The organism is Paenibacillus sp. (assembly GCF_035645195.1).
Classification (GTDB): Bacteria; Bacillota; Bacilli; order Paenibacillales; family YIM-B00363; genus Paenibacillus_AE.
In genome coordinates this window covers 239,739-255,237 of the sequence record NZ_DASQNA010000018.1, presented here as the reverse complement: position 1 = coordinate 255,237, position 15,499 = coordinate 239,739, and the positions used below count along the sequence as shown (strand labels likewise).

16 protein-coding genes and 1 pseudogene are annotated in these 15,499 nt (G+C 63.1%); 10 read left to right on the top strand and 7 right to left on the bottom strand.

Annotation, left to right across the window (positions count from 1 at the left end; translation table 11 throughout):
- Nucleotides 1–24: 24 nt before the first annotated feature.
- Nucleotides 25–1,449: a 3-isopropylmalate dehydratase large subunit gene (gene leuC, locus VE009_RS10385; RefSeq protein WP_325007320.1), complete on the bottom strand. Its 1,425-nt coding sequence runs from the start codon at nucleotides 1,447–1,449 to the stop codon at nucleotides 25–27.
- Nucleotides 1,450–1,601: 152 nt separating this feature from the next.
- On the opposite strand from leuC, the gene VE009_RS10380 reads away from it, so the two are divergent.
- Together VE009_RS10380 and VE009_RS10375 are read left to right on the top strand one after the other, a co-directional pair.
- A complete protein-coding gene (locus tag VE009_RS10380; RefSeq protein WP_325007319.1) occupies nucleotides 1,602–2,504 on the top strand; it encodes a LysR family transcriptional regulator in 903 nt (300 codons plus the stop codon).
- Nucleotides 2,505–2,572: 68 nt separating this feature from the next.
- Nucleotides 2,573–2,923 carry a hypothetical protein gene (locus VE009_RS10375; RefSeq protein WP_325007318.1) on the top strand — a complete coding sequence of 117 codons (351 nt, stop codon included), beginning with the start codon at nucleotides 2,573–2,575 and terminating at the stop codon, nucleotides 2,921–2,923.
- Here VE009_RS10375 and VE009_RS10370 read toward each other — a convergent pair whose 3' ends face one another.
- On the bottom strand, nucleotides 2,924–3,706 hold the full coding sequence (locus VE009_RS10370; RefSeq protein ID WP_325007317.1) for a carbon-nitrogen family hydrolase: 783 nt from the start codon (nucleotides 3,704–3,706) through the stop codon (nucleotides 2,924–2,926).
- Between the two features lie 143 nt (nucleotides 3,707–3,849).
- On the opposite strand from VE009_RS10370, the gene VE009_RS10365 reads away from it, so the two are divergent.
- Entirely contained in the window at nucleotides 3,850–5,034 is a 1,185-nt protein-coding gene (locus VE009_RS10365) for a pyridoxal phosphate-dependent aminotransferase (RefSeq protein ID WP_325007316.1), read from the top strand.
- Nucleotides 5,035–5,089: 55 nt separating this feature from the next.
- Nucleotides 5,090–5,833 (top strand): HAD family hydrolase, encoded by a 744-nt coding sequence (locus tag VE009_RS10360; protein WP_325007315.1) that lies wholly within the window; start codon nucleotides 5,090–5,092, stop codon nucleotides 5,831–5,833.
- Between the two features lie 20 nt (nucleotides 5,834–5,853).
- Here the strand turns inward: VE009_RS10360 and VE009_RS10355 are convergent, their stop codons facing one another.
- Nucleotides 5,854–6,513: a hypothetical protein gene (locus VE009_RS10355; protein WP_325007314.1), complete on the bottom strand. Its 660-nt coding sequence runs from the start codon at nucleotides 6,511–6,513 to the stop codon at nucleotides 5,854–5,856.
- Nucleotides 6,514–6,952: 439 nt separating this feature from the next.
- Here VE009_RS10355 and proB point away from each other — a divergent pair, with 439 nt between their 5' ends.
- From proB to mtnB, 6 genes are all read left to right on the top strand, one after another.
- The gene (gene proB, locus VE009_RS10350; protein WP_325007313.1) at nucleotides 6,953–8,062 is read left to right on the top strand and encodes a glutamate 5-kinase; all 1,110 of its coding nucleotides are present in this window, start codon (nucleotides 6,953–6,955) and stop codon (nucleotides 8,060–8,062) included.
- Between the two features lie 25 nt (nucleotides 8,063–8,087).
- The gene (locus VE009_RS10345; protein WP_325007312.1) at nucleotides 8,088–9,335 is read left to right on the top strand and encodes a glutamate-5-semialdehyde dehydrogenase; all 1,248 of its coding nucleotides are present in this window, start codon (nucleotides 8,088–8,090) and stop codon (nucleotides 9,333–9,335) included.
- Between the two features lie 18 nt (nucleotides 9,336–9,353).
- The gene (gene proC, locus VE009_RS10340) at nucleotides 9,354–10,256 is read left to right on the top strand and encodes a pyrroline-5-carboxylate reductase (protein WP_325007311.1); all 903 of its coding nucleotides are present in this window, start codon (nucleotides 9,354–9,356) and stop codon (nucleotides 10,254–10,256) included.
- Between the two features lie 178 nt (nucleotides 10,257–10,434).
- Nucleotides 10,435–11,679, top strand: coding sequence for a 2,3-diketo-5-methylthiopentyl-1-phosphate enolase (locus VE009_RS10335; protein WP_325007310.1), 1,245 nt, complete (start codon nucleotides 10,435–10,437; stop codon nucleotides 11,677–11,679).
- Between the two features lie 16 nt (nucleotides 11,680–11,695).
- Nucleotides 11,696–12,382 carry a 2-hydroxy-3-keto-5-methylthiopentenyl-1-phosphate phosphatase gene (locus VE009_RS10330; RefSeq protein WP_325007430.1) on the top strand — a complete coding sequence of 229 codons (687 nt, stop codon included), beginning with the start codon at nucleotides 11,696–11,698 and terminating at the stop codon, nucleotides 12,380–12,382.
- Nucleotides 12,379–13,014, top strand: a complete 636-nt coding sequence (gene mtnB / locus VE009_RS10325) for a methylthioribulose 1-phosphate dehydratase (protein ID WP_325007309.1) — start codon at nucleotides 12,379–12,381, stop codon at nucleotides 13,012–13,014. The genes VE009_RS10330 and mtnB overlap by 4 nt, the downstream gene beginning before the upstream one ends.
- Nucleotides 13,015–13,058: 44 nt before the next feature.
- Here the strand turns inward: mtnB and VE009_RS10320 are convergent, their stop codons facing one another.
- From VE009_RS10320 to VE009_RS10305, 4 genes and pseudogenes are all read right to left on the bottom strand, one after another.
- Nucleotides 13,059–13,649 carry a VC0807 family protein gene (locus VE009_RS10320; protein WP_325007308.1) on the bottom strand — a complete coding sequence of 197 codons (591 nt, stop codon included), beginning with the start codon at nucleotides 13,647–13,649 and terminating at the stop codon, nucleotides 13,059–13,061.
- Between the two features lie 92 nt (nucleotides 13,650–13,741).
- Entirely contained in the window at nucleotides 13,742–14,452 is a 711-nt protein-coding gene (locus tag VE009_RS10315; RefSeq protein WP_325007307.1) for a DUF1361 domain-containing protein, read from the bottom strand.
- Entirely contained in the window at nucleotides 14,452–15,123 is a 672-nt protein-coding gene (locus VE009_RS10310) for an alpha/beta hydrolase (RefSeq protein ID WP_325007306.1), read from the bottom strand. The genes VE009_RS10315 and VE009_RS10310 overlap by 1 nt, the downstream gene beginning before the upstream one ends.
- A pseudogene (locus VE009_RS10305) lies at nucleotides 15,120–15,373 on the bottom strand (DUF2164 domain-containing protein). The gene VE009_RS10310 and the pseudogene VE009_RS10305 overlap by 4 nt, the downstream one beginning before the upstream one ends.
- Between the last annotated feature and the right edge of the window lie 126 nt (nucleotides 15,374–15,499).

Below are 15,499 nucleotides of genomic sequence, written 5' to 3'. Positions count from 1 at the left end.
GTTCGTATCCTCCTCCGGCCTCGATTAGCCGACTTCGACTTCCGTCTTGAATTTCCAATCGCGCACGTCGACGAAGCGACCCGTAACGGCAGCAGCGGCAGCCATTTCCGGCGACACGAGGTGCGTGCGTCCGCCGCGGCCTTGGCGGCCTTCGAAGTTACGGTTCGACGTCGATGCGCAGCGGTCGCCCGGCTTCAGGACGTCCGGGTTCATCGCGAGGCACATCGAGCATCCGGCATCGCGCCATTCGAATCCTGCTTCGATGAAGATTTTATCCAAGCCTTCCTTCTCCGCCTGCAGCTTGACGCGGCCGGAGCCCGGAACGACGATCGCCGTCACGTTCGGCGACACCTTGTAGCCGCGAGCGACTTTCGCCGCCGCGCGCAGGTCTTCGATGCGGCCGTTCGTGCAGGAGCCGATAAACACGTAGTTAATCTCGACTTCCGTCATCGGCGTGCCCGGCTTCAAATCCATGTATTCCAAAGCCTTCTCGGCCGCTTTGCGCTCGTTCTCCGTCGGGAAGTCCGCCGGATTCGGCACCTGCGCGAGCACGTTCGTGCCCATGCCCGGGCTCGTGCCCCACGTGACTTGCGGGATGAGCGTCGTTGCGTCGAACTCGACGACGCGGTCATACGTCGCTCCTTCGTCCGTCACGAGCTGCTTCCAGCGCTCGACCGCCGCGTCGAACTCGGCGCCTTGCGGAACGTGCTCGCGGCCGCGGAGATAGTCGAACGTCGTTTGGTCCGGAGCGATCATGCCGGCGCGCGCGCCCGCTTCGATCGACATGTTGCAGACCGTCATGCGCTGCTCCATCGACAGGCCGCGAATCGCTTCGCCCGTGTACTCGATGACGTAGCCCGTCGCGAAATCCGTGCCGTATTTGGCGATGATGCCCAAAATCAAATCCTTCGCCGTCACGCCGAACGGCAGCTGGCCGTTCACGCGCACTTCCATCGTCTTCGGCTTCGATTGCTGCAGCGTCTGCGTCGCGAGGACGTGCTCGACCTCGGACGTGCCGATGCCGAACGCGAGCGCGCCGAACGCGCCGTGCGTCGACGTATGCGAGTCGCCGCAGACGATCGTTTTGCCAGGGTGCGTGAGACCGAGCTCAGGACCCATGACGTGAACGACGCCTTGGTCGATCGAGTTGAGATCGTACAGCGTGATGCCGAATTCCTGCGCGTTCTTCGTCAGCGTGTCGACCTGCTGCTTCGAGATCGGATCCGTAATGTTGAAACGGTCTTTCGTCGGCACGTTGTGGTCCATCGTCGCGAACGTCAATTCCGGACGGCGCACCTTGCGGCCGGCGAGGCGCAGGCCTTCGAACGCCTGCGGGCTCGTCACTTCGTGCACCAAATGCAAATCGATATAAATAATGCTAGGTTTGCCTTCTTCTTGATGAATGACGTGATTGTCCCAAATTTTCTCGAACATCGTACGTTTCGTCATTCAGTTCACCTCTCCCCGTTTTCGCATTGTACAAAACCTCTATAACGTATCCTATCATTTCTTTCGTCATTGTTCCAAGATATAATATCTATAAATTTGATTGGTAATTCTTATAACGACATCGCCGATCGGCGAACAAAGGATGATCCCCTATGGAATTCCGCCAGCTGCTGTACGTCGTTCAAATCTATTTCGAGAAAAATTTTTCGCGCGCCGCGGAAAAGCTGCACATCGCGCAGCCGTCGCTCAGCCAGCAGCTCGCCAAGCTCGAGAAGGAGCTCGGCGTGACGCTGTTTCACCGGACGACGAACGCCGTCGAGCCGACGCACGCCGGCGAAGTGTTCGTCGCGAAGGCGCAGCGTATCCTCGACCTCGTCGAACAGCTGAAGAGCGAGATGAACGACATTTCGAATTTGCGCAAAGGCAAGCTCGTCGTCGGCACGCTGCCGATCACCGGATCGCACATTTTGCCGATCGTGCTGCCCGAATTCGCGAAGCGCCACCCCGGCATCGAGATTTCGCTCGTCGAGGACACCAGCGCCAATCTCGAGCACCTCACGTCGTCGGGCGCCGTCGATCTGAGCCTCTTGTCGCTGCCGATCGAGGAGCCCACGCTCGATTATCGCCCTTACGCGACGGAAGACATTTTGCTCGCCGTGCCGGAAGCTCATCCGCTCGCGGCGCGCCCCGAGCCGATCCCGGTCCGCGCGCTGGCCCAGGAAGCGTTCGTCGTGCTGAAAAAGGGGCAGGGCTTCCGCCAAATCGCCCAAGATATTTGCGCGGAAGCCGGATTCGCGCCGCGCATCGTGTTCGAAAGCAGCAACATCGAGACGGTGCAGTCGCTCGTCGCCGCGGGCATGGGCGTCGCGTTCATCCCGAGCATGGTCGCCGAGTCGAAAAAGGGCCGCTACGTCCCTGTTTATAAATCGCTTACCGATCCGGCGCCGAGCCGGACGCTCGTCATTGCCGAACGCCGCGGTCGATATTTCACGAAAGCCGCGGAAGCGTTCATCGACACGCTGATGGAAGTGACGAAACGGCTCGAACAGTCATAACGTCCTTCGCCGCCGCATACATTTCTAGTAAAAACTTGTCCTATGCGACGGACCAAAGGATGATCCGAATGACGACCCACGCCACGCGCCGATTGCTGACCGAAACGATTATCGACGAGCTCCAGGTGCTGCCCGAGCTGCTCCGCAAAGCGGAAACCCGCTATTACGAAGCCGAGCGCCGGCTGTCCGAGAAGCGGAGCCTGCTCGCCGAAGCCGAGGCGAAAGCCGACGCCTTCGCGGCGGAGCGGGCGGCGTATCGGAGATCGAGCGCCGCCGCGCCGGCGCCGAACGCCGCCGCCCTGCTTGCGGAGCTGCTCGAAGCGCAGGAGGAAGCGGACCGCTGGAAAGCCGAGGTCGACTTTTTGCGCCGCCGCCACGACAATTACCGCGTCATGGCGGGGCTGCTGACGAACGCGTAATTAATAAAGCTCGGGGCGGCGATCCTGGAATACCGGGATCGTGCCTCGGACCCGGTCGACTTCGGCAAGATCGAGGTCGGCCGTCAAAATCGCCTCTTCCTCCCCGCCTTCCGCCAAAATGTCGCCCCACGGCGAAATGATCATCGAATGCCCGAAAAATTCGGTGCCGCGGCTCGTCCCGACCCGATTGCAGGCGACGACGAACATTTGGTTTTCGATCGCCCGCGCCAGCAGCAGCGTTCGCCAATGGTGCAATCGCGGCTTCGGCCACTGCGCCGGCACGAACAGCACCTTCGCCCCGTCCAGGGCGAGCCTGCGCGTCAGCTCCGGAAACCGGATGTCGTAGCACACCATCATGCCGGCCGGAGCCTCGTCTACCGCAAGCTTCCCGATCGCCCCGCCCTGCTTCAAATATTTCTCTTCCTCCATCAACCGGAACAAATGAATTTTCGAATAATCCGCCGTTTGCTTGCCCGTGCGATCGAAAACCAAAATCGTATTTTTGACGCCGCCGTCCGACTTCGTCGCGACCGAACCGGCCACGACGTTCACGCCGTGCTTCGCCGCGAAGTCAGCCATCAGCGCGCGCGTCGGCTCTCCCTCGTCGTCGGCGATGTCTTCGATATTTTCAAGCGAGTAACCCGTGTTCCACATTTCCGGCAACATGACGACGTCCGGCTTGTCCGGCCCGCTCACAGCTTCGCTCATGCGCGCGAGGGCGCGCTCGCGATTCGCCTCCGGTTCGCCGATCGTAACGTCCATTTGAATTACCGCAACCTTCATGCGTCCCTTCCCCCTTCGCAAAACATTTCCTTTCATGATACGCGACTCCCCTCCGAAGTCAAGGCGCGATTCGGTGTACAGCGCTAACCGTTTTTGGTAAGATAGATAGCATTTACGTGCGATGAACGGAGTGGAGCTTTCCCATGAACGAATCCAAGCTGCGCTTTCGGCCCGCGGACCGGATGACCGCGCTGCCGAAGCAATTTTTCGCCTCTCTCGTCCAGAAGGCGAACGCCGCCGTCGCGGCGGGCCGGGACGTCATTAATCTCGGACAAGGCAATCCCGATCGGCCGACGCCGGACAACGTCGTGCGGGCGCTTCGGGAAGCCGCCGACAATCCGCAGTTTCACCGGTATCCCCCGTTTTCGGGCTTTAGCTTCCTTAAGGAAGCGGTCGCGAAACGGTATAAAGAAGATTACGGCGTGACGGTCGATCCACAAACGCAGGTCGCCGTCCTGTTCGGCGGCAAAACCGGTCTCGTCGAAATCAGCCAAATCATGCTAAACCCGGGCGACGTTTGCCTCGTGCCGGATCCGGGCTACCCGGATTATTGGTCCGGCGTCGCGCTGGCGGGCGGCCGTATGTCGTTCATGCCGCTGACGGAAGCGAACGGCTATTTGCCCGATTACGGCGCCGTGCCGGCGCAGGATCTCGCGAAGGCGAAGCTGATGTTTTTCAATTATCCGAACAACCCGACGAGCGCCGTCGCCCCGGCTTCCTTCTATAAGGACACGGTCGAGTTCGCGGCGAAGCACGGCATTCTCGCCGTCTCCGACTTCGCCTACGGCGCGATCGGCTTCGACGGCAACCGCCCGATCAGCTTCCTCGAAACGCCGGGCGCGATGGACGTCGGAATTGAAATTTATACTTTGTCCAAAACTTACAATATGGCGGGCTGGCGCGTCGCGTTCGCGATCGGCAACGAGGAAATCATCCGGCTCATCAATTTAATGCAGGACCACTACTACGTCAGCTTGTTCGGCGCGGTGCAGTACGCGGCTGCCGAAGCGCTGACCGGACCGCAGGATTCCGTGCGCCAGTTGGTCGCGACGTACGAATCGCGGCGCGACGCGCTGTTCGATGCGCTCGCGGACATCGGCTGGCGCGCGCCGAAGCCGGCCGGCTCCTTCTTCTGCTGGCTGCCGGTGCCCGGCGGTTATACGTCGGCGACGTTCGCCGACAAGCTGCTCGCGGAGGCCGACGTCGTCGTCGCCCCCGGCATCGGCTTCGGCGACCACGGCGACGGCTACGTGCGCGTCGGGCTGCTCAGCTCCGAGGAGCGGCTTCGCGAGGCGGCGGCGCGCATCGGCCGGTTGGGATTGTTTTAAGCGGGGTTCATAAGTTCATAGAAACAAAGAAGCGAGACGCGAACGGAGTGGAACGATGGCGGAGAAAGCGACGCTGAACTTGCTTTTCGATTTGGACGACACGCTCATCCATTGCAATAAATATTTCGATTTGGTCATCGACCAATTCGCCGAATTGATGCTGACCTGGTTTGCTTCCTTCCCGCTCTCCAAAGAAGACCTGAAAAAAACGCAGCTCGAGCTCGACCTGGCCGGCATCCGCGTCGAAGGGTTCGCGGCGGATCGATTCCCGGAATCGTTCGGGGAAACGTACGACCATTACAGCGCGTTGTACGGCCGCCCGAGCGACGCGGACGAGCGCAAGCGAGTCGTCGAGCTCGGCTACACCGTGTACGACAGCGAGTTCGAGCTGTACCCGGACGTCGTCGCGACGCTCGAGCGGCTGAAGAAGGACGGGCACGTGATCTCCTTGTACACGGGCGGAGACGAGAAGATCCAGCGCCGCAAAGCGGAGAAAGTGAATCTCGCCCCCTTCTTCGAAGGCCGCATCTTCGTCGCGCAGCATAAAAACAGCGAGGCGCTCGCGCGCATCCTGACGGAGACCGGCTTCGACCGGTCCCGGACGTGGATGATCGGCAATTCGCTCCGCACGGACATCGCGCCCGCGATCGAATGCGGCATCGGCGCGATGTACATCCCGCCGCTGTCCAATTGGGCGTTCGACCTCGTGGAAGTAACGCTTGGCGAGACGGACCGGCTGCTGAAGCTGGAATCGATCGCGCAGGTGCCGGACGCGGTGGCAGGCATTCTCGCCCGTTGATAGAAAAACGTCGGCGCCCCTTAGTTCAGGGGCCCGACGTTTTTTTCTTCTCCGGCGAGCGGACACCCCGCGGGCGCTCTCAGCGCGTTCGCCCACAGGCGCGCCGCCTCCTCCGGCACGCCGTACGCGCGCAGCGCGTACGTCCGGCCGCCGTCCTGCCAGACGGCTTCGAAGGCCGGCTGCCCGGCGGCGGCCGGGTGCCGCGGCAGCGGCAGCGCCAGCTTCATCGCGGTGTCGCCCGCGGCGCCTGCGGTCTGCGTCAGCTCCAGCAGGCCGCCGTCCGACGTCTCGTACCGGATCGTCGCCTTTCTCCCTTTTTCGATCATCCAATCGTGCACCGCATATGTTAACGTCGCTTCCGGCGGCAGCGCGAGCGGAAAGCCTGCCGCGCACGCGACGGCGGCGGCTCCCGCGGATACCGTCCCCATCGCCCCCGCTCCCCCCGGCTGCGAGCCGGGCGTCTCGAGCCGCGCCCCCGGGAGCGGCGCCGATTCGACCGCAAAGCCCGCGATCGCAACATCCGCCGGCGCTTCCTCCGCTCCCTGCCGCTCGCTCGCCGCCGTCAAGCCGGCGGCCAGCTCCTGCGGCATCGCCGTCCAAAGCAGACGGTCTTGTCCGCCGATCGCGAAGCAAAGGAGGCACATGATCAAAATCGATCCGAACGACATTTTGTACACCATCCCTCACCTCTTACTTTAGCAGACGACGGCGAACGACCTTATGTTGCGGGCGGGCTGCTTATTTACAAACCGCCTGCGAAGATGATATAGTATTGGAAAACTTGATACCCTAACGTGATGAAGGGGACAGTAAGCATTCGTACGGGCGTACAGAGAACGGATTCATTGGCTGGAAGATTCCGTCGCCGCGAGTTTGCCGACCCACCCCGGAACGGCCGGCGATGAGCCGGACAGCACCCTCCTGATATGAGGGCATGGAGCCGGACGGCTGCCGCGGCATGCGCTCGAAGCGCGTTCCGACCGATGAACGAGCCGTCAATAAAGGTGGTACCGCGGAACAATCGACAACCGATAGCTTTCGTCCTTTACTTGTTATGCGAAGTAGAGGACGGAAGCTTATTTTTTTTCAAAAAGTTGCATGCAAGGAGGCGCCTTCAACATGAACGGCTCGAATCGGCGACGCATCGTCGTCAAAATCGGCAGCAGCTCGCTTACCGCGCTAGCTGGCGGGCTGCGCCGGGAGCAAATCGAATATTTCGCGGAGGAGCTTGCGAAGCTCGCGAACGCCGGCGATCAGGTGGTTCTCGTCACCTCCGGCGCCGTCGCCGCCGGCTTCGCCCGGCTCGGCTTCGAGAAGCGGCCGAAGCTGACGCACGAGAAGCAGGCGTCCGCCGCCGTCGGGCAGGCGCTGCTCATGCAGGCGTACAACGAGGCGTTCGCGAAGCGCGGCCTCGTCGTCGCGCAGGTGCTGCTGACGCGGTCCGATTTCTCGAACCGCCGCCGCATCCATAACGCCTCCGCCACGCTGGAGGAGCTGCTGAACCGAGGCGTCGTGCCGATCATTAACGAGAACGACACCGTCTCGGTCGACGAGCTGAAGTTCGGCGACAACGACACGCTGTCGGCGCTCGTCGCGAACCTCGTCAAAGCGCGCTGCCTCGTCATCTGCACCGACATGAACGGGCTGTACACGGAAGATCCGCGGAAAAACCCGGACGCCCGGCGCATCGAACGCGTGAAGGCGATCGACGACGATCTGTTCCGCATGGCGGGCGGCAGCGGCTCGAACGTCGGCACCGGCGGCATGCGATCGAAGCTCGAGGCGGCGCGGATCGCCATCCGCGGCGGCGTGCAAGTATTTATCGGCCGGGCGGCCGCGGAAGGCGACCTGCGGCGGGCGGCGAACGGCGAAGGCGACGGCACATACTTCGACGCCGAGCTGCAGACGCTGTCGATGAAGAAGCAATGGGTCGGCTTCCACTCCGTGCCGCAGGGCCGCGCCATCGTCGACGAAGGCGCGAGGAAGGCGCTCGCCGAAGGCGGCAGGAGCCTCCTGCCCGCCGGCGTCCGCCGCGTCGAAGGCGACTTCCATCCGGGCGACGTCATCGAGGTGGCGCTGGAGGACGGCCGGGCGATCGGCCGGGGCGTCGTCAATTACGCGTCTTGGCAGCTGCAGGCGGCCGCGGGTCTGTCGACGGAGGAAGTGCAGCGCCGGCTCGACGTAGCCCGCATCGAAGTCATTCATCGCGACGAATGGGTCCTATTTTAACGAGTTTATAGGAGGAGAAACGAACATGAGCGAAGTGAAAGAAAAAGCGGCGCTGGCGAAGCGGACGACGAACCGGCTCGCGGCGCTGTCCACGGAAGCGAAAAATGCGGCGCTGCTGCGCATCGCCGATACGTTGATCGAGCGCACCGCCGAGCTCGTGGCGGCGAACGAAGAGGATCTTAAGCGGGGCCGGGAAACGGGACTGAGCGCGTCGCTGCTCGACCGGCTCGCTTTGACGCCGCAGCGCATCGAAGCGATGGCGCAGGGCGTCCGCGAAGTCGTCGCGCTGCCGGATCCGGTCGGCGAGCAACTCGCCGCCTTCGACCGGCCGAACGGGCTGCGCATCCGCCAGGTGCGGGTGCCGATCGGCCTGATCGGCATCATCTACGAAGCGCGTCCGAACGTGACGGTCGACGCCGCGGCGCTGTGCCTGAAGACCGGCAACGCCGTCCTGCTGCGCGGCGGCTCCTCCGCCCTGTCGTCCAACCGGGCGATCGTCGACGCGATCCGGCACGCGCTCGAGCAGACCGACCTGCCCGCGGACGCGGTCCAGCTCGTCGCCGATCCGAGCCGCGCCTCCGTCGACGAGATGCTGAAGCTGAACGGCCTGCTCGACTGCATCATTCCGCGCGGCGGCGCGTCGCTCATCCAGACGGTCGTCCAGAACGCGACGGTGCCGGTCATCGAGACGGGCGCAGGCATCTGTCACACGTTCGTCGACGAGTCGGCCGACGCGGCGATGGCGCTCGCCATCGCGCTGAACGCGAAGGTGCAGCGGCCGTCCGTCTGCAATGCCATGGAGACGCTGCTCGTGCACCGCGCTTTCGCGGAAGCGCACCTGGCTGCGTTCGCCGAGGCGTTCCGCGAGAAGAACGTCGAGCTGCGCGGCTGCGGCGAAGCCCGCCGCCTCGTGCCGTGGATGAACGAAGCGGGCGACGCCGATTACGCGACGGAATACAACGACTACATCCTGAACGTGAAAGTCGTCGGCGGGCTCGACGAAGCGCTCGAGCATATCGAGCGGTTCGGCACGAAGCATTCCGAATGCATCGTGACCGCCTCCGCGGCGAACGCGGAGCGGTTCCTGCAAGAGGTCGACGCCGCAGCAGTGTACCATAACGCGTCCACCCGCTTCACGGACGGCTTCGAATTCGGCTTCGGCGCCGAAATCGGCATCAGCACGCAGAAGCTGCACGCGCGCGGCCCGATGGGGCTGCCGGCGCTCACATCGTCGAAATACATCGTCGCGGGCGACGGCCAAATCCGCGGCTAAAGGAGAAATCGATACACCATGAACACTTCCTCGCAATCCGCCGCGACGAGCGCGGCGTTGTCCGAACAGCGAATCGTCTTCATCGGCGCCGGCTCGATGTCGGAAGCGCTCCTGCGCGGCATCGTCGAAGCGAAGCTCGTCCGCCCGCAATCCGTCGTCGCGCTCTACCGGAACGACCGGAGCCGTATCGACGCATTGCAATCCGCATACGGCATTCGCGCGCCGGAAACGAACGCGCACGACGAGCGGCAGCGGCTCGTCGCGAACGCCGATATCGTCGTACTCTCCGTGAAGCCGAAGGACGTCGGCGCCGCGATGATCGAGTTCCGCTCCGCCTTCCGGCCGGAACAGCTGCTCGTCTCCGTCGTCGCGGGCCTCTCGATCGACACGATGCAGAGACTTCTCGGCCGCCCGCAGCCGATCGTCCGCACGATGCCGAACACGTCGTCGACGATCGGGCTCGGCGCGACCGGCCTCGCTTTCTCGGAATCGGTGTCGGCGGCGCAGCGCGAGATGGCGACGCAGCTGCTGCAGGCCGTCGGCACAACGGTGCCGGTCGAAGAAAACAAGCTGAATATCGTCACCGGTCTTTCGGGATCCGGCCCCGCGTATGTGTACTACCTGATGGAAGCGATGATCGAAGCCGGCGTGCAGGGCGGCCTGTCCGCCGAGGAATCCCGGGCGCTCGCCGTCCAGACGGTGCTCGGCGCGGCGCACATGGTCGAGACGACCGGCGAGGATCCGGCGGCGCTGCGGGCCAAGGTCACATCGCCGAACGGCACGACGTTCGCCGCCATCGGCGTCTTGGAGCGGTTCCAATTCCGCGAGGGCGTCGTCCAAGCGATCCAGCGCGCGGCCGACCGCGCCGGGGAGATGGGCGACGACATCGCCGCCTCCGTGCTGCAGCAAGCGAAAGAGTAACCCCGCCGCCGCCCGAATTCGGCTCCGCGCCGATTCGGGCGGTTTCGCGTCCGCGCCGGCCTCGGCCGGCGCTGCCGCCGCTGCTGGCGAAATTTACCCCGTCCCGCTTTTCTAGTATAATTAACTGTTGTTTGCGGCTAGCGAACCGATTTTTAATAAAGGGCGGTGTTTTTCGATCATGAATTCGTATTGTACGGCTACATACCGCGCGTTCGACGACAAAGCGGATTTCGATAAGAAAGCGACCGGCATCGCGGTCGGTCTGACGGTAGGAAGCTGGACCGAGCTGCCGGAAGCGAAGAAGAAAGACATGGAGAAGCATCTCGGGAAGGTCGTGTCCGTCGAGGTGCACGAGCCGGAAGCCGGCGCCGCGCCCGGCAGCCTCGCCTCCCTCCGCTATGCGGACATCAGAATCGCGTACCCGGACGTCAACTTCAGCCGGGACATTCCGGCGCTGCTCGTCACGGCGTTCGGCAAGCTGTCGATGGACGGCCGCATCAAGCTGCTCGACCTCGACTTCTCCGACGAGTTCCGCGCCGGCTTCCGCGGCTCGAAATTCGGCATCGACGGCGTTCGCGAGCTGCTTGGCGTACATGACCGCCCGCTGCTCATGAGCATTTTCAAATCGGTCGTCGGCTACGACCTGCCGGAGCTGCGCGAGCAGTTCTACCACCAGGCGCTCGGCGGCGTCGACCTGATCAAGGACGACGAAATTTTGTTCGAGAACCCGCTGACCCCGATCGAAAAGCGCGTAGAAGCGTGCATCGCCGCGGCTAAGGAGGCGGAGAAGCAGACCGGCCAGAAGCTGCTGTACGCGGCGAACTTGACCGGCCGGACGTCGCAGCTGCGCGAACGGGCGAAGCGGGCGATCGACGCCGGCGCGAACGCGCTGCTGTTCAACGTGCTCGCATACGGGTTCGACGTGCTGCAGGAGCTCGCCGAGGACCCCGACATCAACATCCCGATCGCGGCGCATCCGGCGTTCGCGGGCGCGATGTACCCGGCGCTCGAATACGGGGTCGCTTCGCCGCTCTTGCTCGGCAAGCTGATGCGTCTCGCCGGCGCCGACCTCGTCTTGTTCCCGTCGCCGTACGGTTCCGTCGTCATGCCGAAGGAAGAGACGCTGGCGATCGCCGACGCGCTGCGCGCCGACGCGGGCGCGCTCAAGACGAGCTTCCCGGTGCCGTCCGCTGGCATTCACCCGGGCCTTGTGCCTTGGCTGCTCCGCGACTTCGGCCTGCAGTCGGTCGTCAACGCCGGCGGCGGCATTCACGGTCACCCGCTCGGCACCGCGGCGGGCGGACAAGCGTTCCGCCAGGCGATCGACGCGGCGCTCGCGTGCGTCGACCTCGAAGCGTACGCGGCCGAGCCCGGCCGGGAAGCGCTGAAAACCGCAATCGAACGATGGGGAGTGAAACGGTAACGTGAATGCCCACGCCGTGCCGCAAGGCAAACAACCGATCATATTCTGCGACTTCGACGGCACGATCACGCTCAGCGACAACATCGTGGCGATCATGCGCCATTTCGATCCGCCGGGGTGGTCCGGCATCGTCGATACAATCGTCGGCGGCCGCAAAAGCATCCGTCAAGGCGTCGGCGAAATGTTCGCCCTTCTGCCCTCCGGCATGAAGGAGGCCATTACGAACTACGTGCTTGAGACCGCCGGCATCCGCCCCGGCTTCGCCGAGCTGCTCGCCTTGTGCAAGGCGAAAGGCATTCCGTTCTACGTCACGAGCGGCGGGGTCGACTTTTTCCTGCGCCCGCTGCTCGCGCCCTTCGACATCGACGAGGATCGCATCTATTGCAATTCGGCCGATTTCAGCGGGGAGCACATCGAGATTTTGTGGCCGCATCCGTGCGACGACGCCTGCTCGAACGACTGCGGCATGTGCAAAACGCGCGTCATGCGGGGCTTTCCGAAGGAAGAGTACTATCGAATGCTAATCGGCGACAGCATCACCGATTTCGAAGGCGCGAAAATCGCCGACATCGTGTTCGCGCGCTCCCATCTCGCGGTCCGCTGCCGCGAGCTCGGATTGCCGCATTACGAATACGAAACGTTCCACGACGTCATTCGCGTCCTGAACACCATTACCGAAACGCAAGGAGAGAACGTCCGATGACCCTTCCATTAGAGCAGCGCATGGCCGCATTCGCCGAGCTGCGCGCGATCAAAACCGATTTCGCCGCGCGAGGCTGGTTCGCCGGCACGAGCGGCAACTTGTCCGTCCGCGTCGGCGATTTCACGCAGGACCGGTTTACGTTCGCCGTCACGTCGAGCGGCAAAGACAAATCCGTCAACACGCCGGAAGATTTTCTGCTCGTCGACCAAGACGGCAAGCCGACGGAGCCGACGGGGCTGAAGCCTTCCGCCGAAACGCTCATCCACTGCGAAATTTACAAGCACACGGGCTGCGGCGCCATTTTCCACGTCCATACGATTTACAACAACATTATCTCGGAGTATGACGCGTCCCTCGGCCATGTGCCGATTCAAGGCGTCGAGCTGATCAAAGCGTTCAACATTTGGGAGGAAAACGCGGCTATCGAGGTGCCGATCCTGCCGAACTACGCCGACATTCCGCGCATCGCCGAGCTGGTGGGCGGCGCGATCCGTCCGAACGTTCCGGGCATATTGCTCCGCAACCACGGCATTTACGCCTGGGGCGCGAACGCGTTCGAAGCGAAGCGTCATCTGGAGGCGTTCGAATTCCTGTTCGAGCACCGCTACAAATATTTGCTCCTGACGAAATAAACGGCGCCTCGGCGCCGTTTTTTTATGTATGGCCGGCGAGCCGCTCAGCTCCCCAGCCGCTCCCTGACCCGGCCGGCGACGTACAGCGACGCCAGCAGAATGATCGCTCCGAAGCCCCAGCTTAAGGCGACGCGCCACCAAATGAGCAGCCCGTACCCTTCGATGCCATGGATCGAAAACATGACCGTCTTCACCGCCGCGATGACGACGTACCGCAGCGCGAACAGCAGCGTCAGCGCTTGAAAATACGGGAGCAGGCCCCCGCTGCGCAGCGTCTCCCGGTCGCGCATCGACTCCGGCATCCAGCCGAGCACCCGCGCGGTATCCTCGAAAAAATAGAGCGCCATCGGACGCTTCACCAGCATCGTAAGGAAAAAGAACATCCCGAACGCGAGCAGCGTCCGAATATGATTGCGGATCATCGTCTCCGCGTCGCCCGACAGCAAATCGATCGTCGTGCCGATGAGCAGCGCGGCGATCAAGAAAAGCCCGGTGACGTTCCAGCTCCGCTCCATCGCGAACCGCCCGATCGTATAGGCGAAGCCGGGAACGGTCGACAGCAGCAGCGCGTGGTAGTCCGAAACGGCATGGCGCGCGAACATCCAGATGGCGTACGGGAGCAATGCGTAAAACAATAAATCGCAAACAACGAGTTTTCCGGATCCTTTCGTAAGGCAAGTCCCCTTTCTCTCGTGTTCGTTCTCAGTGTATGTCAGACTCGCCCCGCCTAATCCTCTCGCCCGCCCCGCCGCTGCAGCAGATACAAAAATAAATAGGTCACTCCCGCGAACGCGGCGAACAGCAGGCTGAACGCCGCCCCTCGCCAATGTAGATTTCCCAATACTTCCTCGATCAACTCATTCGGCCGCACCAACGCATCCCAGCTGTTCAATCGTACGATGCGGCCCAAAAAGACGCCGTACCCGCACAGCAGCGACACGACGGCGACGAACGCCCAACCCGCCGGGCGGCCGAACCGGTCCGCCGTCAGCCGGTGCATGATGAGCGTGGACAAAAAGCCGAGAAACACGCCGCACCAAAAAAACGCCAAAAACAAACAGAGATCGTACCAGACCAAATAGCTGATGGAGCCGCCTTCGATATACCGGTTGCGCCCGGCGATCAAATGGATCAAATCGGTCGCTAAATACAAGGCGTTCGGCAAAAAAAGCAGCCAGAGGATCCCCGAGGCGATTGCCCCGGCTCGGCAGAGCGGCCGCAGCGCCGGCGACCGGAGCAGCAGCGCGGCCGCAGCCGCGGCGACGTAAGGCAGCCACGCCAGGAACAAATTCCAGCCTAAAAATAAAAACCGCACTTCCTCCGCCAGCGTCGGCCGGAACGCCAGCATGGCGCAGCAGCCGGCGGACAATGCCGCGCACAGCGCCGCCGTCGCCGGATGGCCCAGCCAAGACCCTCTCCGCACCTCGAGCGTAAGCATCAATCGTCCCCCTTCGCAAAAAAGCGTTCGATATGGGCGAATAACAGCCCTGCATCCGGTCCGCCGCATATCATATGCAGCGAGTTCGGGTACAAGACCGCCTCCTTCTCGCCCCGCACCGCTCGATAAATGTACTGCGCGCTTCGCGGATGAACGATTTCGTCCTGCTCCGATTGCGCGATGAACGTCGGCTGGGCGACGCGATACAGCTCGGGACGCACCGCCCGAACGAGCTTCGCGAACTCGAGAATCGCCGAGGGCGGCGTCTCGCGCTTGATGCGCAGCCCCTTCCATCCGTCCGAGCGCACCTGCCTTGCCGCGTTGCGCAAAAACCGCATCGGGCTAATATAATAGACCGCCGCGTTCAGCAGCGCTACCCGGCGGACCGGATACCGATTCGCAATGTGCGCGGCAAGCAGACCGCCCATGCTGAATCCGACGACGTCGATCGGGCCGGTGCGCGCAATCAGCGACTCGGCGGCGGCCGACGCCGCCGCGAGCCAGTCCGCGTACCGGACGTTCTTCAACGCCCGCAGCGATTCCCCGTGGCCCGGCAGCGTCGGCGCGACGCAATGCCAGCCGCAAGCGCGCAAATGGCGCGCCAGCGGCTCCACCTCGTACGGGCCGCCCGTAAATCCGTGCAGCAGCAAACACGCGCGATTCCGGCTCATCGACCTAATCGCGGGTTCGGCCGCTCCAGCGCGTACAGCTCGTCCTCGACCGCCGCGATCCGCTCCGCGACGACGCGGCGCGCGTCGTTGACGCCTTGGTTATACAGATGCGGGCCAGCGCCTCGACAAAAAAGTCGACGATCCCCTCGGCCGCGACCGACCCGATCGATTCGTCCCGCTCCGTTTCGAAATAACGCTGCACCGCTTCGACGATATCTTGTTTCTGCTCTCTCGGCAGCTTGATCCACATACGCTTCGCCCTCGTTTCCGTGAATTGCAGTCGCCTTCCATTTTATCACAGCCGGACGACGGGAAGCACCGTCCGAAGCGCGGGTCCCTCCCCGCGCCGAGTCGGGCGGCGCAACGACAAAAACAC